General features: G+C 39.9%; 16 protein-coding genes. 12 read left to right on the top strand and 4 right to left on the bottom strand.

What is annotated here, in order from left to right:
- Nucleotides 1–3 precede the first annotated feature (3 nt).
- From malQ to rluF, 9 genes are all read left to right on the top strand, one after another.
- Nucleotides 4–1,998, top strand: a complete 1,995-nt coding sequence (gene malQ / locus I6F43_RS01045; protein WP_197100537.1) for a 4-alpha-glucanotransferase — start codon at nt 4–6, stop codon at nt 1,996–1,998.
- Nucleotides 1,999–4,206, top strand: a complete 2,208-nt coding sequence (glgB, locus tag I6F43_RS01040) for a 1,4-alpha-glucan branching protein GlgB (protein WP_197100534.1) — start codon at nt 1,999–2,001, stop codon at nt 4,204–4,206.
- Nucleotides 4,199–6,262: a glycogen debranching protein GlgX gene (glgX, locus tag I6F43_RS01035; RefSeq protein ID WP_197100532.1), complete on the top strand. Its 2,064-nt coding sequence runs from the start codon at nt 4,199–4,201 to the stop codon at nt 6,260–6,262. Before glgB ends, glgX begins: the two co-directional genes overlap by 8 nt.
- Entirely contained in the window at nt 6,255–8,792 is a 2,538-nt protein-coding gene (locus tag I6F43_RS01030; protein WP_197100530.1) for a glycogen/starch/alpha-glucan phosphorylase, read from the top strand. Before glgX ends, I6F43_RS01030 begins: the two co-directional genes overlap by 8 nt.
- A gap of 14 nt (nt 8,793–8,806) precedes the next feature.
- Nucleotides 8,807–10,108, top strand: coding sequence for a glucose-1-phosphate adenylyltransferase (glgC, locus tag I6F43_RS01025; RefSeq protein ID WP_197100528.1), 1,302 nt, complete (start codon nt 8,807–8,809; stop codon nt 10,106–10,108).
- Nucleotides 10,109–10,189: 81 nt separating this feature from the next.
- Nucleotides 10,190–11,725: a glycogen synthase gene (locus tag I6F43_RS01020; RefSeq protein ID WP_197100914.1), complete on the top strand. Its 1,536-nt coding sequence runs from the start codon at nt 10,190–10,192 to the stop codon at nt 11,723–11,725.
- Nucleotides 11,726–11,814: 89 nt separating this feature from the next.
- Entirely contained in the window at nt 11,815–13,029 is a 1,215-nt protein-coding gene (locus I6F43_RS01015; protein ID WP_165725473.1) for an EAL and HDOD domain-containing protein, read from the top strand.
- 30 nt (nt 13,030–13,059) lie between these two features.
- A complete protein-coding gene (locus tag I6F43_RS01010; RefSeq protein WP_165735818.1) occupies nt 13,060–14,130 on the top strand; it encodes a DUF418 domain-containing protein in 1,071 nt (356 codons plus the stop codon).
- An 86-nt stretch (nt 14,131–14,216) separates the two neighbouring features.
- Nucleotides 14,217–15,254 (top strand): 23S rRNA pseudouridine(2604) synthase RluF, encoded by a 1,038-nt coding sequence (gene rluF / locus I6F43_RS01005; protein WP_033012488.1) that lies wholly within the window; start codon nt 14,217–14,219, stop codon nt 15,252–15,254.
- Between the two features lie 22 nt (nt 15,255–15,276).
- Here the strand turns inward: rluF and I6F43_RS01000 are convergent, their stop codons facing one another.
- Nucleotides 15,277–15,861, bottom strand: coding sequence for a hypothetical protein (locus I6F43_RS01000; protein ID WP_197100525.1), 585 nt, complete (start codon nt 15,859–15,861; stop codon nt 15,277–15,279).
- A 58-nt stretch (nt 15,862–15,919) separates the two neighbouring features.
- Nucleotides 15,920–16,177: a MetJ regulator of methionine regulon gene (locus tag I6F43_RS00995; protein WP_197100523.1), complete on the bottom strand. Its 258-nt coding sequence runs from the start codon at nt 16,175–16,177 to the stop codon at nt 15,920–15,922.
- A gap of 242 nt (nt 16,178–16,419) precedes the next feature.
- Between I6F43_RS00995 and I6F43_RS00990 the strand changes: the two genes are divergently transcribed.
- The gene (locus I6F43_RS00990) at nt 16,420–16,752 is read left to right on the top strand and encodes a PBPRA1643 family SWIM/SEC-C metal-binding motif protein (RefSeq protein WP_197100521.1); all 333 of its coding nucleotides are present in this window, start codon (nt 16,420–16,422) and stop codon (nt 16,750–16,752) included.
- Nucleotides 16,753–16,860: 108 nt separating this feature from the next.
- On the opposite strand, the gene I6F43_RS00985 is transcribed toward I6F43_RS00990, so the two are convergent.
- Together I6F43_RS00985 and I6F43_RS00980 are read right to left on the bottom strand one after the other, a co-directional pair.
- A complete protein-coding gene (locus tag I6F43_RS00985; protein WP_197100519.1) occupies nt 16,861–19,929 on the bottom strand; it encodes an efflux RND transporter permease subunit in 3,069 nt (1,022 codons plus the stop codon).
- Nucleotides 19,930–19,931: 2 nt separating this feature from the next.
- Complete coding sequence (locus I6F43_RS00980) at nt 19,932–21,014, bottom strand: efflux RND transporter periplasmic adaptor subunit (protein WP_024592173.1); 1,083 nt, start codon at nt 21,012–21,014, stop codon at nt 19,932–19,934.
- Nucleotides 21,015–21,136: 122 nt separating this feature from the next.
- Between I6F43_RS00980 and I6F43_RS00975 the strand changes: the two genes are divergently transcribed.
- Together I6F43_RS00975 and I6F43_RS00970 are read left to right on the top strand one after the other, a co-directional pair.
- Entirely contained in the window at nt 21,137–22,033 is an 897-nt protein-coding gene (locus tag I6F43_RS00975) for a LysR family transcriptional regulator (RefSeq protein WP_197100517.1), read from the top strand.
- Nucleotides 22,023–22,334 (top strand): MGMT family protein, encoded by a 312-nt coding sequence (locus tag I6F43_RS00970; RefSeq protein WP_149605452.1) that lies wholly within the window; start codon nt 22,023–22,025, stop codon nt 22,332–22,334. The genes I6F43_RS00975 and I6F43_RS00970 overlap by 11 nt, the downstream gene beginning before the upstream one ends.
- The last annotated feature ends 112 nt before the right edge of the window (nt 22,335–22,446 follow it).

The raw sequence follows: 22,446 nt of genomic DNA, 5'->3' as shown, positions 1-22,446 counted from the left end.
TCAATGGATGCTCTTTCGCAGTTGTTTTACCTGCATGGTATTGGCTTTGAATTCACTAAGTATACAGGTGAACAGGTGTTTTTTAGCGAAGACACGCGTAAACGTGCTTTGCAATGTTGCGGTGTTGATACAAATAACGAAGCCGAAATAACTCAACTAACTTATGATTTAGATGCATCGCTTTGGCTGGATTTAGTACCCAGTGTGAGTTTGGTTGACCAAAAAAAATGCGCTTTAAAGCTTCGTATAGACGAACGTCAGCAGTATTTAGCCGCCAACATTAATGTCCCTTCTCTTGGGATGAATATAGCGGTTGAGAACCTTTATAATTTGGCAGTTACAGGTGAATATTACTTACATGGCGTTCGCTATATTGAGCTGGCACTACCCATAGATAATATGCCAATTGGCTATCATGACGCCAATGTTCAGGTAGGTGAGCAACACGCTATTACACAAATTTGGTGCGTGCCTGAGCAAGTCTATCAAGTTGAAGACACAAAGCGCACAGGGTTATCTATTCAGCTTTACACATTAAAAAATAAAGCGCATTTAGGTATTGGCGATTTTGACGATTTACTAACGCTTACAAAATTATGTAGCTCGCAAAATATGGATTACATATTACTTAATCCACTGCATTTGTTATTTGCTGATATGCCAGAGCGTGCAAGCCCTTATAGCCCTAGTAGTCGGGCTTTATTAAACCCTCTTTATATTTCTATAGTATTAAGCGAAGACGCACAAAATAACGCAGTTCTACATGACCTCATGCAACGAGACGATGTAATTACACTTATAAAAAGTAATGATCAATTTATAGATTATGAAAATGTAAGCCATATAAAGTATGCGTTATTTGAAGCGCTTTATAATCAGTTTGAATTAACGGCAAGTGATGAGCGTCGCCAAGCGTTTACTGATTTTTGTAATACTCATTCAACTACGTTAAATACCCTCGAATCAGATAACTTAACATTTGATTATTACCTGCAGTGGCAAGCGCATACGCAATTGGCACTGTGTCAACAAAGTTGTGCAGAGCGAGGTATGGCTATTGGCTTAATAAATGATTTAGCTGTTGGTTGTGCGGGTGATGGGGCCGAGTTTAAAAATCAAAAGCCACTGTTTAGCCAAGGTGCAAGTGTAGGTGCTCCACCAGATCCATGGGCCGAAGCTGGCCAAAACTGGGGGCTTCCAGCACTAAATCCTCAAAGTCTTAGTAATAATCACTACCAATTCTATCGCTCGCTCATTCGCGCAAACATGCAAAATGTAGGTGGACTTAGAATTGACCACGTAATGGCTATTAGGCGCCTATGGTGGTGCTTTGAAAGCAATGGTGAACAAGATGGCTGTTATGTTTACTACCCGTTTGAGCACTTACTCGCCATTTTAAAAATTGAATCACATATTAATCAGAGTATTGTTATTGGAGAAGATTTAGGCGTTGTGCCGCCAGAGGTAAGGCAGGCTTTGGCATCTAGCGGTATTTTTTCTAACAGCTTATTTTATTTTGAAAAACAACACAGTGGTGAGTTTTTATCGACAGATGAGCTAGCAACACAGTGTTTGTTAATGATAGCCAATCATGATGTACCGCCTTTTACAGGTTGGTGGCAGCATGCTGATTTAAATATTAAGCAACGATACAAGCTTATTACTTGCAATGAATACGAGCAATTAAAGCAACAACGAATAGAAGAGAAACATAGGATACTACGATTTATTAATCGCCATACCAATACAACCGAGCTTCTATTACATAGTAATTCAGTCGAAGTATATAACGCACTAGCATTATGTTTGGCGGGTTCTCAATCGCGTTTATTTGCAATACAAATAGATGATTTAGATGAGCAGAAGTATCCGGTTAATATCCCCGGGACAGACAAAGAATATCCTAATTGGCGACGTGTATTAACGCATACCAGTGAAGAAATTTTTACCAAAAATGCCTCACTTTTAGCTGCTATCGATTCAATAAGGAAAGGTTAAATGAGCAGTACAACTAATGAAAATAGTTACGATGCACAGGTGCATGCATTAAATACAGGACGATTTAAAGACCCATTTAGCTTTTTAGGGGCACATAAAACGGATGCTGAGGTTGAAATTCGTTTTTACTTACCTTGTGCAATAAGTGTGAGTGTTACATTAAATAATAAAAGTATTAAGGCGCAGCGCTACCAACAAAGTGACTTATTTATAGTCAAAGTTGATGCGCTGCCCACTGCGCCTTATCAATGCATTGCTCAGTACACAAATAGCAGCACTACCTTTTATGATGAATACAGCTTTGAAAGCACACTTGATGCAGAGGCAATGTATTTATTTAACGAAGGCAGCCTTGAACATGCGTACTCTCATTTTGGTGCACATTTTAGCACTCAACAAAATGTAGAGGGTGTGCGCTTTTGTGTATGGGCGCCTAATGCTGCAAGTGTCTCTATTATTGGTGAGTTTAATTTTTGGCAAGCTAATCGCCACTTTATGCGTTTTCATCCTGCAAGTGGTGTATGGGAGCTATTCGTACCAGGCCTTAAAGCCGACATGTGCTACAAATTTGCAATTACCGCTCAAAGTGGAGAAGTACTCGAAAAAGCCGACCCCTATGCATTTAAAATGCAACAAGCCCCGGGTACTGCAAGTGTACTGCAGTATAAACCAGAACCTATAACGCTCGGCGCTCAGGCACTTCAAAACCGACAAAAGCGTAATCATATTGATGCGCCAATTAGTATTTATGAAGTGCATTTAGGCTCATGGCAACGCGCTGAAAACAACCGCTATTTAAGTTACACAGAGCTTGCTGACAAACTGGTTAGCTACGCCCTTGAAATGAATTTTACCCACCTTCAACTTATGCCAATAAGTGAATACCCGTTTGATGGTTCGTGGGGGTATCAGCCTGTTGGTTTATTTGCACCTACCAGCCGTTTTGGCGATTACAACAGCTTTAAATACTTTGTAGAGCAATGCCACAAAGCTAATTTAGGTATTTTACTTGATTGGGTGCCTGGGCATTTTCCCAGCGATCCGCATGGCTTACATCGATTCGATGGCACTCATTTATACGAGCATGCCGATAAGCGCCAAGGTTTTCATCCTGATTGGAATACCTACATTTATAACTACGACCGCCCTGAAGTTAAAAGCTTTTTGATTTCAAATGCTATGTATTGGTTACATCAATTTGGTTTAGATGGTCTGCGTGTAGATGCCGTAGCCTCTATGTTGTATTTAGATTACAGCCGAAAAGAAGGCGAGTGGATTGCTAATTGTTATGGCGGGCGCGAAAACTTAGGTGCAATTGAGTGCCTAAAGCAAGTCAATATGCGCAGCTATAAAAACAACCCAGGCATTATGATGGTGGCTGAGGAGTCAACAGCGTGGCCGGGTGTAACCCAAAGTGTTGAGCACAACGGCTTAGGCTTTGGCTATAAGTGGAATATGGGTTGGATGAACGATAGTTTGCATTACATGCAGCACGACCCTTTATACCGTCAGCATCATCATCACGAAATGACTTTTTCGATGGTATACGCGTTTAGCGAAAACTATATATTGCCATTAAGCCACGATGAAGTAGTACACGGTAAAGGATCGTTAATTGAAAAAATGCCAGGCGATGATTGGCAGAAATTTGCTAATTTACGCGCTTACTACGCATTTATGTGGGCACACCCGGGTAAAAAACTCTTGTTTATGGGTGGTGAAATTGCTCAGAGAAAAGAGTGGGGGCACGATCATTCTATCGATTGGCATTTACTTGAGCACCAAAGTCATAACGGTATAAAGCAAACCGTAAAAGCGCTAAATACCGTTTATAAAAACCAACCCGCGTTGTATGAGTTAGATTCGAGTGCGGCTGGCTTTACCTGGATAGATAACAATAATAATCAGCAGAGTATTTTAAGTTTTGTCCGCTATGCTAAAAACGCAAAAGACTTTGTGGTTGTTATTGCTAATTTTACCCCCGCGTCATATGAAAACTATATTATTGGCGTACCGAGTAAAGGGCGTTACAAGGTTATCTTAAATACAGACAATACTCAGTTTTTTGGCTCTGGCGTTGAGGTAATTAAAGATTCATCGCAGATAGTTCACGCTACAAATGAATCAAATCATGGCTTTAAACACAGTATTTCAATTGCCATTGGTGGCTTAACAACTATTTACTTACAAAAGGTTGATGATGAGTAACCGATTTGATGTAGCCCCCGGTAATGTAGAACCGCTAGGCTCTAGTGTTATCAATAATGGAGTTAACTTCTCGCTTTATGCGCCAGGTGCAAGCCAAGCTTATGTGTGTTTGTTTGATAAAAGTGGCCATTCAGAAATCCTAAAAATGGCGATGAATATTAACGAAGGTGGCATTTGGAGTATTCATATTTCGCCATTAAACGCCGGCGCACTTTATGGTTTTAGAGTCGAGGGTGAATATAACCCTAAAAATGGCCAACTGTTTAACGAAAATAAGCTACTTATAGACCCATACGCAAAAGACTTATTTGGTGAGTTCACATGGAGCGAACGCCATTATGGGCAAATGCCAATTGGTACTAAAAGCACCGTAAATAATGCGATCGATATACCTAAATCAAAAGTAGCTGCTCCTACATTGTACGCGCATAAAAAGCCAAACCACCTTTGGTCAAACACGGTTATTTACGAGTGCCATGTTAAGGGAACAACGTGTCGTCATCCTAAAATACCTAAATCTCTACAAGGAAAGTTTTTAGGGTTAAGCCACCCAAGCTTTATTGAGCATTTACAAAGCTTTGGCATTACAGCAGTTGAGCTTTTACCTGTTCATTCTTTTATTAGTGAGCAATTTTTAACAGGAAAAGGGCTGCAAAACTATTGGGGTTATAACACGCTTAACTTTTTTACCCCCCATAAAGACTATTTGGTAAACGACGATATAAACGAGTTTAAGCAAATGGTGCGCGAGCTTCATGCAGCCGACATAGAAGTTATTTTAGACGTTGTTTATAACCATACAGCAGAGGCAGGGGCCGATGGCCCAATATTATCGCTAAGAGGCTTTGATAACTTAGCGTATTACCGCACAGTAGAGGGTCAGCCTAATGTATATATAAACGATACCGGCTGTGGAAATACCATAAATATTGATCACCCTAAAACGCTGCAACTTGTACTTGATAGCCTTCGTTATTGGGTTGAGGTAATGGGAGTTGATGGATTTAGGTTTGATTTAGCGACCATTTTAGGGCGCTCAAAAGCAGGCTTTAGCTCTGCACATACTTTTTTACAAGCAGTAGCCCAAGACCCTGTGCTTAATAAGGTTAAGCTAATAAGTGAACCTTGGGATATAGGCCCTGGTGGCTATCAGCTTGGGGCATTTCCGCCGCCATGGCGAGAATGGAACGATCAATACCGCGATGTAATTAGACGTTTTTGGCAAAGTGAAACGGGCATAATTGCCAACGTTGCAAAACGTTTGCATGGATCGTTTGATATTTTTGAGCACAGCCAACGTGGACCACTTAATAGCATTAACTTTATAACGAGTCATGATGGTTTCACGCTTGCCGATTTAGTGAGTTATGAAGAAAAGCATAACGAAGCCAATGGTGAGCAAAACAGAGATGGGCACAGTGCAAATCACTCGTTCAACTGTGGAGTAGAAGGCTTTACCAGTGACTCAAAAATAAACGTACTGCGTTTGCAACAACAAAAGAACTTTTTGCTTACTTTGATATTCTCAAAAGGTGTTCCCATGATTGCCGCTGGCAGCGAAATGGCGCACTCTCAAGGGGGTAATAACAATGCTTATTGCCAAAATAATCGCACTAGCTGGCTTGCCTGGAAAGATTCTCAGCTTAATCATTCGTTAACACGATTTATTGACGATGCTTTAAAAATTAGACGCGCGCACAGTGCGTTCAAACACAGTGTATTTTTAGATGATATAGACGAGCGTTTTACCGTTAAGTGGTTTACTGAACAAGGTAAAACCATGACTGACGCGCATTGGCATGAAGATACCAGGCAGTTTTTAATGTATAGCTTACTTGATAAGCAAAACAATCATGCATTACTGATGGTATTTAATGCCAGTAAAAAAACAGTTTTTTGCCAAATGCCGCCTTCGCCTATTAATGCGCCGTGGCAAATGGTTTTATCAAGTGTAAATAATGCATCTGTGAGTAGTAATGAAGATGCGATGGTTGAAATTTCAGCACAAAGTAGTTGGGTTTTTAGTGCTAATTTAGAGGATGTAAGTCATGGCTAAGCAAAGTGAACAAGTGTGTGTAGTAAAGGGCTGGCAAGAAGGTCCTGTTATAGATGAAAGTACGCTTAAAGATGACTTAACACGGCATTTTTATTATACCCTAGGTCGCGATAAGGTCGGTGAATCAAGACTGTATTTATACCATGCTTTAGCGCTGACTATTCGCGACAGACTTGTTGCCCGCTGCAGAGAAACTAATCAACAAATTAAGCAAGAGAAACGCCGCAAAACGGCTTACCTTTCTCTTGAATTTTTAATGGGACGTGCGCTAGGTAATGCAATACTAAACCTAGATTTAGACGACCAAGTTGCTGCTGCATTACAAGAATACTGCACAACAGTAGAAACGCTTGAAGATGCCGAGCACGACGCAGGCTTAGGTAACGGTGGTTTAGGCCGCCTAGCTGCTTGTTTTTTAGATAGTTGTGCAAGTCTAGCGTTACCTGTCATTGGTTATGGCCTTCGTTACGAATACGGCATGTTTAACCAATCCATTAAAGATGGTAACCAAATTGAGCAACCAGATAACTGGCTGCGCGAAGGCCACCCATGGGAGCTAAGCGCGCCAGAGCATGCAAAACGTGTGAAATTTGGCGGCTACGTGCAAACTTACACGGATAAATTTGGCCGAGAGCATCGTCAATGGATGAGTTCACAAGATGTATTAGCTGTACCTTACGATGTCCCAGTCCCAGGTTATAAAAACAATATTGTAAATACGCTACGCTTATGGAAATCAGAAGCGACAGATGAATTTAATTTGACCGAATTTAATGCAGGCAGTTACTCAGAAGCCGTCGCTCAAAAAAACCTAGCTGAACAAATTACCATGGTGCTATATCCAAACGACAGCAGCGAAAATGGTAAAGAGCTTAGATTGCGCCAACAATACTTTTTATCATCTGCGAGTATTCAAGACGTAGTTGATCAGTGGGTTTCCCAACATGGCGAGAGCTTTAGTGACTTTGCTGATTTTCATGTTTTTCAGTTAAACGACACGCACCCAAGTATTGCTGTTGCAGAGCTAATGCGTATTTTAATTGATGATTACGAATTAGATTGGAACGATGCTTGGCAAATCACAACTAAAACCATGGCCTATACAAATCATACGCTACTTCCTGAAGCGCTTGAAAAGTGGTCTGTTTCGTTGTTTTCAAAATTATTACCACGCATTTTAGAAATAGTTTACGAGATAAACGCACGCTTTTTAGCACAAGTTGCACAGCAATGGCCGGGTGATGTTAATAAACAGCGTGCATTGTCGTTGATTGAAGAGGGCGATGAGCCGCAAATTCGTATGGCTTACTTAGCCATTGTAGGTAGTTACTCGGTAAATGGCGTAGCAGCACTGCATACCGAACTGTTAAAAGCGGGTTTATTTAAAGAGTTTTACGCACTGTGGCCAGATAAGTTTAATAACAAAACAAATGGTGTTACACCAAGACGTTGGCTTGCACATTGTAATCCCGTTTTAAGTAAATTAATCAGCGAAAAAATTGGTCATGACTGGGTTAAAAACTTTTCAACAATTAGCGATCTACGTCGTTTTTACGATGACAAAGCATTTCATGGGCAATGGCAAAATGCTAAACGCGAAAACAAACAGCGTTTAGTTGATTTAGTTAAAGCGCGCTGCGATGTTGATTTTGACGTATCGATGATGTTTGACGTACAAGTAAAACGTATCCACGAATACAAACGTCAGCTATTAAACATACTTCATGTGATTCATTTATATGACCGTATTCGCCGTGGTGATACCCAAGGGCTTGTTCCTCGCTGTGTTTTATTAGGTGGTAAAGCTGCACCGGGTTATTACATGGCTAAAAAAATTATTAAGCTTATTAATAACGTGGCAGAAGTTATAAATAAAGATCCGTTAGCAGCCCCGTATTTACGCGTCGCCTTTTTACCTAATTACAACGTAACCGCTATGGAAGTTATTTGTCCTGCAACCGATTTGTCAGAGCAAGTATCTACCGCAGGCAAAGAAGCGTCGGGTACTGGCAACATGAAGTTTATGATGAATGGTGCATTGACGATCGGCACGCTGGATGGTGCAAACATTGAAATTAGAGACGCCGTTGGTGCAGACAACTTCTTTTTGTTTGGGGCACAAGCTCATCAAATTGATGATATTAAGTCACGTTACAATCCTGAGCATTTAATCGCGCAAAATAGCGATTTAAATAATGTAATGCAACTACTCGAAAGCGGCCATTTTAACTTGTTTGAACCATGCTTATTTGACGATATTACAAATGCAATTAAGAGCCCACACGATCCATGGCTTGTTGCACACGATTTTGAAAGTTATGTAGCAGCTCAAAAAGAAGTTGATAAAGCTTACGCAGATCAAACCTACTGGACACAAATGAGTATTTTAAATACGGCAGCCAGTGGTATGTTTTCAAGTGATAGAACCATAAGCCAATACAGTGAAGATATTTGGCATTTAGAACCCCTCAATATTAGTGAAACAGACTTAACGACAACTAAAAGCCATGCCACTAACAGCCTAGACTAAATGGAGAGAGTATTATGCCTAATTATGCAAATCGCTACATAAGTAGCCTAACCAGAGAAACTTACGCGTTAATACTGGCAGGTGGTCGCGGTTCTCGCCTGCATGAGTTAACCGATTGGCGAGCAAAGCCAGCAGTTTACTTTGGTGGTAAGCATCGAATTATCGATTTTCCACTATCAAACTGCATTAACTCGGGTGTGAGACGTGTTGGTATTGCTACACAATATAAATCGCATTCACTAATTCGTCACGTAAATCGCGCGTGGGGCCACTTTAAAAAAGAGCTTGGTGAGTCGGTTGAAATACTACCTGCATCTCAGCGCCAAGGTGATGATTGGTACTGTGGAACCGCAGATGCTGTTTTTCAAAACATAGATATTATTCGCCACGAGCTTCCTAAATATGTGATGATTTTGTCTGGAGATCATGTGTATCGCATGGACTATGGCGCTTTATTAGCTGAACATGTGCAAAAGGGCGCAGATATGACAGTGTGTTGTATTGAAGTGCCCGTAGAGGAAGCCGCAGATACGTTTGGTGTAATGACCGTTGATGAAGAAAACAGAGTGTGTCGTTTTGATGAAAAACCAGCAATGCCGAGCTCCGTACCCGGCAAGCCAGGTACATGTTTAGCATCAATGGGTAATTACATTTTTAATACTGAATTTTTGTTTGAGCAACTTAAAAAAGATTCTGAGAATGAAGGCTCTGGCCGAGATTTTGGTCACGATATTATTCCAGCAATTATAGAAAAGCATAATGTATTTGCTTTCCCATTTAGAGATCCAAACCAAGAAGGGCAGCCTTATTGGCGCGATGTAGGTACGCTAGATTCGTTCTGGGAGGCTAATATGGAATTGGTAATGCCAGAACCACAACTTGATTTATACGACCCAACGTGGCCAATATGGACATATCAAGAGCAACTACCACCTGCTAAGTTTATTTTTGATGACGAAGATAGGCGCGGTATGGCATTAGACTCAACTGTGTCGGGTGGGTGTATTATTTCGGGCTCTGCGGTTAGAAAGTCACTCTTGTTTTCTAATGTCCACGTTCGCTCATTTTGTACCATTGAGCAGTCGGTAATTTTACCCGGTGCGGTTATAAATCGAGGTTGTAAAATTAAGCGTGCGATTATAGATAGGAGCTGTGAAATACCGGCAGGTCTCGAAATCGGTTTTGACAAAAAAACAGATGAAGAAAACGGCTTTAGAGTATCTAAGAAAGGCATCGTTCTTGTTACTCGTGATATGCTCACTGAGCTTGCAAAAAAGTTAGAGCGCCAAGCGCGTGAGAATAAAAAGCTAGCGTAAAACACGTTAAATATTAAGCACGACAACAAAGCTTGCTCATTTATGAGCAAGCCCACACAGGTTAAAGGAAGTAGTAAATTAATGCATGTATTAATGGTTGCAGCAGAAAATGACGCGTTACCAGGCGCAAAAGTAGGCGGTGTGGCAGATGTAGTACGCGATGCCCCAAGGGCACTCGCAAAACAAGGTATAACGGTTGACGTTGTTATTCCTGACTACGGGTTTGAGCCGCTTGAGCGTATTTATATAGGTGAAGTAACCGTCGCATTTAATGCTCAACCCCATGTATTAACCATTTTTAAAGTACAACAAGCCCAAAATAATGTAAGCCAAATTGTTATTAGCCACCCGCTATTTAGTGAATCAGGCAGTGTATATTGTAACGATGCACCGGGGAGGCCTTTTGCTACCGACGCGACAAAATTTGCTTTATTTAATGCAGCTGTCTGCGAAGCATTATTACAAGGTGTATTAAAGCGCCCTACAGCGCTACATTTGCATGATTGGCACAGCGCCTGCGTTGCAGTTTTACTTAAGTTTGAGCCACGTTATAGCTCACTTAATACCTTACCCATTGCCTACACAGTGCATAATATTGCACTGCAAGGTATAAGACCTTTTAAACACGACGACTCAAGCTTAGAGGCATGGTTTCCGTCACTTAGTTATAATGGCCAGCAACTATGCGACCCGCGTTACCCTCATTGCTTTAATCCTATGCGCAGTGCAATAAATCTTTGCGATAAAATACATGTTGTATCACCAACCTACAGCCAAGAGGTTCTTGAACCTAGTAATTACGAGCATGGTTTTTTTGGTGGCGAAGGGCTTGAGCAAGATCTGCAAAATGCAGCAAGCCAAGGTAAGCTTGTCGGTATTTTAAATGGCTGCGAATATCCAAGCAATGCACTTGAAGGAGCAACTCTCGCTGATTTTTATAGCCAAGCAGAGAACACTTTATTTACTTGGATGGCAAATAGCGAGCAGTTACAAAGCGGCTACTATATTGCCCACCAACGACTACAGCAATTTAAAGCAACGATTAATAATGGCCCATTAGTCACAAGCGTTGGCCGACTTACAGAGCAAAAAGTGTTGTTATTGTGCCAGCAGGTTAATGGAGTATTAGCTATTGATAAAGTGTGCCAAGTTATTAATGAATATAACGGCAGACTCATTGTTTTAGGTTCGGGTGACAAAGAACTCGAAAGCATATTTACCAAAGCAATGGCGCGTAATTCTAATCTTTTATTTTTGAAGGGTTATGGTCAAGGTGTTGGCGATTTAATGTATCAGCTAGGTGACTTATTTTTAATGCCAAGCTCGTTTGAACCTTGTGGGATTAGCCAAATGCTAGCAATGCGTGCCGGGCAACCCTGTTTAGTACACAGTGTTGGCGGATTAAAAGATACAGTTAAACATCATGAAAATGGTTTTAGCTTTAATGGCGACACGTTAGCAACACAAACGAGTAATTTAATTAGCTGTTTAGACGAAACTCTCTTAATTAAAAAGCAGAATCCTAAAAAGTGGCATAAAATTAAGCACAGCGCAGAGCAAATGCGTTTTTCGTGGCCGCAAGTGGCAGCTGATTATATAACAACCTTATACCGGTAAATCGTTACTGTACTTTAAAGTTTAGTGACAATTGTGCCTGCTTAGGGTTTAATTACTTAGTATTATATAAAAACTAAGAAGTAGGTAATGTGTCTGTATTTGTTGCAAGGCAAGCAATATTCAATCGAAGTAAAAAAGTAGTAGCCTATGAGCTACTTTTTCGTGATAGTCCTAAAAATTATTTTCCAGACATTGCCGAAGGCCAAGCAACAGCAAGGCTTATTATGGAAAATCAATTAAATTTAGGTACACGTCATATTACATCAGGCAAAAAGGCACTTATTAATATAGGGCCTGAATCATTAAAACTCGATTTATGTGCTTTCCTACCATGCCAAGACGTTGTGATTGAGTTACTCGAAACCATAGAACCCACCGACGATAACTATGAACTGTGCCGAGGTTTATTTCATAGTAACTACAAACTCGCACTCGATGACTTTGTATATAAACCACAGTGGGATCGTTTTTTAAAGCTTGTGAAGCTCATTAAATTTGATATTGCGATTACACCTCTTAGCGAAATACAGCCCATAATTAATAAGTTACAAGCGCATAAACAAATAAAAATACTAGCCGAAAAAATAGAAACACAAGAAGACTATAAGCTCGCCTTTGATATGGGGTTTGATTATTTTCAAGGCTATTTTTTTGCAAAACCTACCATGATCAAACAAAATGACATTGATTATAATTATGGTTTAGTCGTCGCTATTTACGCCGAAATAATGAAAAACAGTCCAGATATAAAAGCTATATCTGGACTGTTTGAGCTTGATGCTGCACTTGCGTATAAATTACTGCGTTTAATTAACAGCGGTGTTTTTCCTATACAAAGCCAAATATCGTCATTAAAGCAAGCGCTTGTGTATTTAGGCCATGAACGCCTTAAAAAGTTTGTGAGCCTTATTGTTACTGCTCATACAGCGGGTAAAAAGCCTGCAGAGCTAATGCAAGTGTGTGTTGTACGTGCTCGTTTTTGTGAGTTGTTAGCAAAAAAGGTTAATAAAAGCCAGTCAGGCGAAGCATTTTTAACTGGGTTATTTTCACTGCTAGATGCAATCCTTGATCAACCAATGAGCTTGCTTGTTGAAAAGCTACCTTTCCCTGATGAAATAAAAACGGCATTATTAGGGGATAAAAACACACTTTATTATATTTTAAACGTTGTTAAAGCATACGAAACAGGAAGCTGGTGGGCACTTGAACAAGCTGTACTTTTGCTAAATATAGACAGTGCTATACTTCCTCCACTTTACCAGCAGTCAGTCGATTGGGCTGACAGTTATAAGAATAATATTTAACGGATAATAGCTTTAATGCGCAATTATAATATGGACTTTATTCGCGGCGTTGCCGTACTTGGCCTAGTTTACATGAATGCTTACGCCTTCGGCCTTTTTGAATACGGGTATACCTCCTTAACTAATCCTCCTGTTAGCGACTCAATTATTCACACCTTTAGCAGTTTGTTTGTAGACGGGCGTTTTAGAACACTGTTTAGTTTGCTTTTTGGTGCTGGGCTTTACATTCAGTGGCAACGTTACAAATCTGAATTGCAGTTAAAAAGCAGGCTCTATTGGTTAATCCTCTTTGGTTTAGCGCATGGTTTTTTACTTTGGGCAGGTGATATTTTATTTGTTTACGGTGTATCTGGCTGGTTTGTTATTAAATATTTAGAGAGTGATAGCACTGTTCTTTTAAAAAGAGGACTTGAGTTTATTTTGTTATCGGGTGTGGTTACCTTACTTGTTATATCTAGCGTACCCGATGAAATAATTTACCGCGATACAGCACAGTTTATAGATTTATATAACCCACACTATATTGATTACTTTATTAGTAACCTCGCCATGAACACATTGATGCTTGTTATGGTGCCAATAATGACAATGTGGATGTGCGTGGGCCTTATGCTCATTGGCATTTATTTATATAAACAAGGCGTTTTTAGTAAAGGCTTAACGACTCAGCAATTAATAGTTTGCGGTGCAATGACCCTTGTTTTTTGTGGAATCAGGCTTTATGCATCACAGCTTAATGGCAGCTTAGGATATGGGGTGCAAGAATTTGTAAATATGTTTGCGGCCCTAGGTATGGCTACGCTGTATATTCATTTAATTGTTAAATTTTGCAATAACAGCGCACACGTCGGCACGCTTATTCAACAAGCAGGGCGCTTAGCATTTACTTTATATATTAGCCAAACACTCATACAACTGTTGTTATATAAAGTGCTATTTACACACTGGGTGCTCAGTTTTGATCGTATTGACTATTGGTTAGTTGCAACGGCATTAGTTGCGCTGCAGCTCATATTTACCTTTTTATACAGCCGCTATTTTAATCAAGGTCCGCTTGAATGTGTATGGCGTAAATTAACTAAAGTAAAAATTAGTGCTTAAACGCCTATAAATAGTAAATTAGGGGCGAAAAAATAGTGTGGGTGGTTTACACTACTCGCCTTAAAAATTACTACGCTATAAGTGCCATGACCGAATTAAAACGTTTAAATAAATTTATTAGTGAAACAGGATTTTGTTCACGCCGCGAAGCCGATAAATATATTGAGCAAGGTCGTGTCAGCGTTAATGGCTACTCACCAGAAATGGGCGTAAAAGTAGCCGCTACCGATGTTGTATTAATTGATGGTAAGCCTCTTAAAGCCACGCCAAAGCGCGTTTACATTGCCTACAATAAACCCGTTGGCATAACGTGTACTACCGAAAGTAAAATTCAAAGTAATATTATTCGCGCGGTAAATTATCCTACGCGTATATTCCCAATAGGGCGCTTAGATAGACCGTCTGAAGGGCTTATATTTTTAACTAACGAAGGCGATATCGTTAATAAAATTTTACGTGCGGGCAATAATCACGAAAAAGAATACGTTGTTACGGTAGATAAACCGCTTAATCGTCAGTTTGTTACAAAAATGGCGAATGGTGTGCCTATTTTAGATACCGTTACTAAAGAATGTAAAGTAACGCAAAGTGGCCCCAAAGAATTTAAAATAGTACTTACTCAAGGTTTAAACCGTCAAATACGCCGCATGTGTGAATACTTAGGCTACGAAGTTGTAACCTTAAAACGTACGCGCATAATGAACGTAACACTTAAAGGTTTAAAAGTAGGGCAATGGCGTCACTTGTCAGATATTGAAATGGCGCAAATAAACGATTCGATTTCTGATTCTGGCAAAACCCAAGAGCACTCGCTTGATACTAATAAGCAATCAGAAAATAATGCACCTTTAGCACCTAAAAAACGTGATTTTCAGGGCGAAAACCCACGACGCTTTAATAATGGTGATCGAAATAATGAGCGTAGTACTGAGCGAAATACAAATCGTAACTCTGAGCGCAGCAACGCTAACACAGAGCGCAAAAATGAGCGCAGTAATACTCCTTACCAAAAGCGTTCTACAACGTATGTGGGTAAGCCAAAAAGCATTAAAGAGAACAAGTCGTCTAATGCTAAATCAGACTCAAAACCAAGCTCGGACCGTATTCTCAGTCTAAAAAAATAATGTGCAGCTAAGTGGTATTCTACTACCACTGTATTTCTTGTACTATATTACCAAGTGGGCTTTTAACGCCCACTAAGTTTACGTTGTTATTTTGCAAACTCACCAATCTACCTTTATCTAAATACCATCTAAAAGTGTGCTTTTTATAGCTTTTTAAATCCAGTACAGTCAGTTTTGCGCAACTGTATTCATAATCAGTTGGGCAAGTACCTACTTCGAGTAACTGATATTCTTGATGCCATATATTATCGCCGTATTTATTAGCCAGTAACTTTACTGAAATACATACTGACGTCCACAACCATAAGTAAATTAAAATAGGTAAACCGATTGGTATAAATACTGAACGGAATTTCCCGTGCTCAACAATATAATCTTTAACCGTATGTTTAAATTCAAAGTTATTATTGTATTTTTTATATAGGTGCTTAAATAAAGCAACCGATAACACGATCGTCATTATTGGAAATAACGTAAATGTTAAGGTGTTATATATACCATTGGGAATAAAAGCGGGATCAGCTTGTTCATCCCATGCAAGTAAAACCAGTGGAGGAGCCGTTGCTAAAAGTAGCAGAGCGCTGTTGAATAGTTGTTTAAAGGTCACAGGTATTCACTTATAAAATGCTGCTTGTATAAAGCCCAAATTAGCGCTTAATGTTTAGCTATTGAATGCTAAAGCCAATATAAAACAAGAGTATACCTAAATAAATTGTAATCGCCGATAATGCGTTTTTAGAGCGCAGGCGCTTAACAAGGTCGCGTGTGCCATCAACCATACCGGAAATAACCAGTAGTATGCCCCCTGTAAAACGGTAGTTGTTTAAGTTCACGTTACCACTATCGTCAGTTATAAAGCGTAAATAACCAAAAAGTATAAAAAGACTGCCTGCTATTAGTACTGCAATTTTAAAGTTTTCCAAGGCTTTTCCATAATATTGAGTTAGATACTAAAACGCCACTAAGTTGAGTCATTATAATTTTACTATATTTCGAATTTAAATTTTGCCTAAATCCATTAAATGGCCTCATTATGTCGCTATATTAGGCGTATATACGCTAAAGCCTGATTTATATTGTGCATTAGCAAGTACACCTTAGTTATATTTTGGGTAAGCTGTTAAGATGCGCCGTCTTAATAATGTAGAAAGGTTATAGAAGTAACATGTCAAAATTTTTCTTTATGGGTAAGCCCGACATAATGGGTAAAAATAACAGTAATGGATTTGCGCCAAATCGTACTGCAAAGGTAGGCACAGAGTTGCACCCGTTAACGCTAATTGTAAACTCAGCTGAACGACAATCAGAAATAGAAGCAATACTAGAAGAGCATTCGCTGTTTGCTTCAATTGAAGTTAAAGCAGACGTACCAGAAGATATTCGCGTACTAGACTTTGCGCTTAGCAAGTCAACACCACAAGTATTTGATAAAGTACCAGAGCGTAACGCACCTTGTGTATGTGGTAGCGGCAAAAAATATAAGAAGTGTTGCGGTTAGTTTCTTAACAACTAAATATGTAGCCTTTCTTTTTTCATCGGTATTAAATAAAAATGCCACTGACCTTGAGCCAGTGGCATTTTTAATGTTAACCGTTTATATGTTTAACTACTTACGTGGCTCGTAATCAATTCTAAATATAACCGTGTACAGTACTGGCACTACAATTAGAGTCAAAATTGTAGCAAAGCCTAGACCAAACATAATCGTTACCGCCATTGACTGAAAAAATACGTCAAATAGCAGCGGGATCATACCCAAAATAGTCGTTATAGCTGCCATTGCAACCGGTCGTACACGGCTCACACCAGAGTCAAACACGGCTTCATAGGGCGATTTACCTTCCCTTAATTCAAGATTTATTTGATCAACTAATACAATACCGTTTTTAATTAGCATACCGCTTAAGCTTAACAAACCAAGTAGCCCCATAAAGCTAAACGGTGCATTCATCGCTAACAAGCCCGCGCTTACACCAATAATAGCCAACGGCACAGTTGCCCAAATAACAAGTGGCTGTTTAAGTGAGTTAAAAAGTAATACCGTGACTGCAAACATCGCTAAATAACCCAGCGGTAATGAGCCAAATATTGCTTTTTGCGCTTTGCTTGATGACTCAAATTCGCCGCCCCATTCTAGTTGGTAACCACGCGGTAGTTCCATGTTCTCTATCGGACCGCGAATACGGGCAAATAGTTTTGCAGGTGTTTCATCCCCTAATACATTATTATCGGCCATTACTGTAATAGTACGTTTGCGATCGCGGCGCATTATTAGGCTGTCTTCCCACTGCACATCAAATTCGTCTACAACTTGAGTCACTGGTACAAATACACCCAATACTGGGCTGTATATTTGAAGGTCGTGTACGCTTTCTACGTTTAAGCGCTCGTTAGCAGGAGATCGAGCAATAATGGGTAGTAACTGTGTACCATCGCGATATACGCCCACTTGTTTACCCGATAAGCTCGTTAGTAATACATTGTCTAAGTCTGATTTACTAATACCTAATCGACGTGCTTTTTGCTCGTTAAATTGTGGGCGAATCATTTTGGTACGTGCGCGCCAGTCATCACGAATATTGTAGGCGCCATCGTCGTTACCAATAAGCTCTTTAGCCTTAGCAGCTAGTTGTCTTAAAATAACAGGATCAGGGCCTGAAAAACGTGCTTCTATTTTTGCATCAGTAGAGGGGCCAATTTCCATCGGTTTAATTTTAAGCTGTGCAGAGAGTGCATGATTGCTTGAGTAATCACGCACTGTTTGCATTACAGTTGCTACGGCTTCTCTGTCGGCAACACGAATAATTAATTGCCCATACGCGGGATATGATTTTTCTGGCGCGTAGGTAAGCATAAAGCGCGGTGCACCTTGGCCTGTTGTACTTGTTACTTCTTCAACAAGGTCTTCTTTTTGTAAAAACTCTTCGAGCTTTTTAACGCCCTCTAGGGTTGAGCGAATATCAGAGCCTTGCTCTTGCCAGTAATCTACATAAAACATAGGTGTATTAGAGGCAGGAAAAAACGACTGTTTTACTGAGCCAAAACCAACAACCGCAGTACACAGTAAAACAACCATTAATATAAGCGTGGTTTTTCTAAAGTGCAGCGCTAAATCTAAAATCGCTTTGTAACCGTTAAAGATAAAACCTTTATATGGGTCTTCATCTTCTTGGCCTTCTTCGTTTTTAAATTCGTTTTCTTTAAACATTAAATTGGCAAAAAATGGCGTTAGCGTAATGGCTGTTATCCAGCTTAATAAAAGCGAAATAAACAACACCCAAAACAAGCTACCGGCAAATTCACCACTGGCATCAGAGCTTAAACCAATTGGCGCAAAGGCAGTTACGGCAATTACTGTTGCACCTAATAAGGGCCATTTTGTTTGCTCAACAATATTAACAGCCGCTTTGAGTTTTGTTTGGCCACGTTTAAGGTTTATCAATATGCCTTCGGTGACGACTATTGCGTTATCAACCAGCATCCCTAGAGCAATAATAAGTGCCCCAAGCGATATACGTTGCAAGTCGATAGCAAACAACTTCATAAATATAAACGTACCCAGTACAGTAAGCAGTAAAATACCACCAATTAAAATGCCGCTTTTTAAACCCATAAATAACAGCAGTACAACAATAACAATCGCAATGGCTTCAAGTAAGCTGATAATAAAACCATCAACCGATTTTTGAACCTCTTGTGGTTGGTTGTATACAGAATTTATATGAATACCATGAGGGCGTTGATATTCAAGTGATGCTAAATGCTCGTCTATGTTTTTACCCACATCAACCACGTTAACACCCGACATAAACGACACGCCAATAAGTAAAGCTTGCTGAGAGTTATAACGAATAATGTTATTTGGTACTTCTGCGTACTCTCTGTAAACCTTTGCTACATCGCCTAAGTAAATAAGCTCATTGGCACCTGATTTTGAAATTAATAAGGTTTCGAGCTCTTTTACATCTTTAAATTCGCCAGTAGGATGCAAGCGAATTGATTCATCGCCCACGCGAATTTTACCCGCGTTAGATACCGTATTTTGCGATTGCAATAACTGGAATATATGGCTTGGCGCAATACCTAATTGAGCGAGTTTACGCGTAGAAACTTCAACCATTACTTGCGCTTGTTGTTGGCCCGCAACGGTTACTTTACTAACACCTTTAACCAATACCAGTTCGCGCTTTAAAAAATCGACGTAATCTTTAAGCTCATCATACGAATAACCATCGCCGGTTACCGAATACATAACACCGTAAACATCGGCAAAGTCGTCCAAAATAGTGCTTGGGTAAACACCACTAGGTAATGACGGAGAAAGGTCGTTAATTTTACGACGCATTTCATCCCAAATTTGGCGAAGCTGCTCTTTACGATAATTGCTTTTCATTTCTACTGAAATTTGTGATTTACCGTTAGATGAAATAGACGTAACGTAATCGACATAAGGCAATTGCTGAATCGCGTTTTCAATCGGAAAAGTAACTTCTTCTTCAACTTGTTGCGGCGACGCGCCAGGGTACATAGTAATAACCATGGCTTTTTTAAGCGTAAACTCAGGGTCTTCTAATTGCCCTAAATCAAAGTACGACACACTACCGCCAATTAATAGCAGCAGCGTAAACATCCAACTGATTACTTTTTTCTCTATGGAGAGTTGTGCAAAGCTCATAATTATAAGCCTCGCTCTTTATTCCATGCTCTTACTTTCATGCCTTCTTTTAGTGAATGCACACCGGCTGAAACCACAATTTGGCCTTCTTCAATACCACTTAATACTTCAATGCCATCGCGGTGCAACTGGCCAACCTTTACAGCTTGTTTATGCACTTGGCTAGTTTTTGAATCAAAAAGCCATACGTAGGCGTTATCTTCAATTGATTCTTGCGGCTCAGAAAACACCGACTCGATAGGTAAAATTGTATAAGCAACTTGCGAGCGCGTTACTTTACTTAAATCAATAAGCACGCTACCCGTCATACCGGCTAGTAAATTAAAGTCCTCAGGTACTGGTAGCGAAAACACAACTTTATAAGTAAGTGTTGCAGGATCTGCTTGGGTATCCCACTCTTTAATATCAAGTATGTATTCTTTGTCGTCAAAGCCATCAAACTTTACAGTAGGGTGGTAATCGGTGCCTTTTTGAAAGCGAGCGACTATTTTTTCAGGAACCTGAATTTCTACGTCCATTAAATCGCGTGTTTCTAAGCGTAATATATTTTGTTTGGCTTGAATGTTTTCAAAGTTTTTAACAAACACCTTAGCGACAGTGCCTGAAAATGGTGCGCGTAGTTCACTGTATTCAAGGTTCGTTTGTGCAATTCTAAATGCAGATTCAGCAATTTGCATATTAGCAGTGGCTTGATCTAATTCTGACTGGCTGGTGATTTTTTTCTCAAACAATTGCTCAATACGACCAAGTTGTGATTTTGCCAATTCAAAGCGCGCTTTACGTTCGTCAAACTGTAATTGAAAATCTTCTGGATCCAGTTTTGCTAATAAATCACCTTTTTCAACGTGTTCACCAGCAAGCACAGGAAACTTAACAAGTTCGCCGTTTACCCTAAAAGCAAGGTACGAGCCTTGGTTTGCAACAACTTCAGCAGGAAAACTACGAATGTTAATTTGCGTATCATGACCTATGTTGAATAATTTAACAGGGCGAATAGGCTCTTCTTTAACTTGCTGTTCTGGCTCAGAACAGGCTATTAAGCTAAGTAAGGTCGTTGTTAATAAACATAGACGAAAGAGTTTCATGTCTTCTCCGTTGCAATGATGGCAAAATAATTAAGTGCAGCATACGCTGCAAACATATAAAATAAAAATCATTAAATTTTAGAAACTCAATAAGTTTTATTTATGATGTTGCAGAGCGGTATATGAAGCTGAATCAATTAATAATTTTAGATGCCATAGTGCAAAGCGCAAGCCTAAGCGGAGCAGCACTAAAGCTACATAAAACGCAGCCAGCGCTTACACTCGCCATTAAAAACTTAGAAGCCAAAATAGGATTTGAGTTACTAGACAGAAGTAAGTACCGATTACAGCTTACTGAAAAAGGACGTGTTTTTCACCGCGAAGCGCAGCAACTACTGCATGCCAACGACGAGCTAGCACAGCTCGCTAAAGAATTGGCATTAGGTAATGAACCCCAATTTAGAGTTTGTTACGAGCAACTTTGTCATATGCAGAGTTATAACGAGATCATAAGTAATACTTTTAGGTTGTTTACCAGCACAGAGTTTAGCTTAACCAGCGGGAAGCGCTTTATTTCATTAGAGCAAGTAAACAGTGGGCAAGCCGAATTAGGCATTGGCCCGTGGTTTGATTTATTTCATGCGACAGGCGATTTAGAAAGCGTACCCATAGGCAGGCTCGATATTGGTATTGTGAGCGCTAAAGGCGTACTCCCTCAAAAACTTACCTATAGCGAACTGCAAACGTATCCGTGTTTAGCCATGTTTGAAAGTGACTTGAGTATCGACAGCGACAGGCTATCGTACTCAAAAGGCTCCGCCATGATGAAAATTGATGATGTATCGACCCTAAAATCGTTTTTACTCTCAGGCGCAGGTTGGGCAATGATGAGCCTAGAGCACTGCGACCCTGAAATAAAAGCAGGCTTACTTCAAGAAATACACATAACTGACCGAGAGCATAAATTTAGCGCGCAAATTAGAGCCTTTAGGCAGCATGCAATGCACCACGGCCCTGTAGCGCGTACTATTTGGGAGCAATTTAAAGTACTTAGTGAGGCGTATTTAAATGAACGCTGATATTGATAAAGAAACACTTATTTATACTGTTATCGCAGGCATACCAATAGGCAAAGTAGCAAGTTACGGGCAAGTTGCCGCTCTTGCGGGTTATCCTCAAAATTCACGGCTGGTAGGGCGCTTATTAAAAGTGATGCCAAACGACTCAGTTATACCTTGGCACAGGGTAGTGAATAGCCAAGGTAAAATATCATTCCCTGCAGGTAGCGAAAAATACCAAGAACAACGTGAAAAGTTATTATCAGAAGGCGTACTGTTTAAAAGCGACAAAGTAAATATGCGTGAGTGTCGGTGGGAGTGATATGACTATTATGGGCAGGTAAGTGCCATGAGCAGACATTGAATATTCTTAATGTGTGAAGTCAAGATTTGTCCGCATTTTTTAATTTGCCTTGTTAACTGGCTTTACATTG

Origin of the sequence: Pseudoalteromonas sp. NZS71_1, assembly GCF_015864305.1 — a bacterium.
Taxonomy (GTDB): domain Bacteria; phylum Pseudomonadota; class Gammaproteobacteria; order Enterobacterales; family Alteromonadaceae; genus Pseudoalteromonas; species Pseudoalteromonas arctica.
The sequence above is the reverse complement of the archived record's forward strand: the minus strand, read 5'-3'. Positions and strand labels throughout refer to the sequence as shown.

What these genes read in the sequence shown, in the direction of transcription:
- glgX (WP_197100532.1), top strand. Translation starts at nt 4,199, where the DNA reads ATGAGTAACCGATTTGATGTAGCCCCCGGTAATGTAGAACCGCTAGGC.
- I6F43_RS00980 (WP_024592173.1), bottom strand. Translation starts at nt 21,014, where the DNA reads ATGAAACTCTTTCGTCTATGTTTATTAACAACGACCTTACTTAGCTTA.
- I6F43_RS01030 (WP_197100530.1), top strand. Translation starts at nt 6,255, where the DNA reads ATGGCTAAGCAAAGTGAACAAGTGTGTGTAGTAAAGGGCTGGCAAGAA.
- I6F43_RS01010 (WP_165735818.1), top strand. Translation starts at nt 13,060, where the DNA reads ATGGACTTTATTCGCGGCGTTGCCGTACTTGGCCTAGTTTACATGAAT.
- malQ (WP_197100537.1), top strand. Translation starts at nt 4, where the DNA reads ATGGATGCTCTTTCGCAGTTGTTTTACCTGCATGGTATTGGCTTTGAA.
- I6F43_RS00975 (WP_197100517.1), top strand. Translation starts at nt 21,137, where the DNA reads ATGAAGCTGAATCAATTAATAATTTTAGATGCCATAGTGCAAAGCGCA.
- glgB (WP_197100534.1), top strand. Translation starts at nt 1,999, where the DNA reads ATGAGCAGTACAACTAATGAAAATAGTTACGATGCACAGGTGCATGCA.
- I6F43_RS01020 (WP_197100914.1), top strand. Translation starts at nt 10,190, where the DNA reads ATGCATGTATTAATGGTTGCAGCAGAAAATGACGCGTTACCAGGCGCA.
- I6F43_RS00985 (WP_197100519.1), bottom strand. Translation starts at nt 19,929, where the DNA reads ATGAGCTTTGCACAACTCTCCATAGAGAAAAAAGTAATCAGTTGGATG.
- glgC (WP_197100528.1), top strand. Translation starts at nt 8,807, where the DNA reads ATGCCTAATTATGCAAATCGCTACATAAGTAGCCTAACCAGAGAAACT.
- rluF (WP_033012488.1), top strand. Translation starts at nt 14,217, where the DNA reads ATGACCGAATTAAAACGTTTAAATAAATTTATTAGTGAAACAGGATTT.
- I6F43_RS00990 (WP_197100521.1), top strand. Translation starts at nt 16,420, where the DNA reads ATGTCAAAATTTTTCTTTATGGGTAAGCCCGACATAATGGGTAAAAAT.
- I6F43_RS00970 (WP_149605452.1), top strand. Translation starts at nt 22,023, where the DNA reads ATGAACGCTGATATTGATAAAGAAACACTTATTTATACTGTTATCGCA.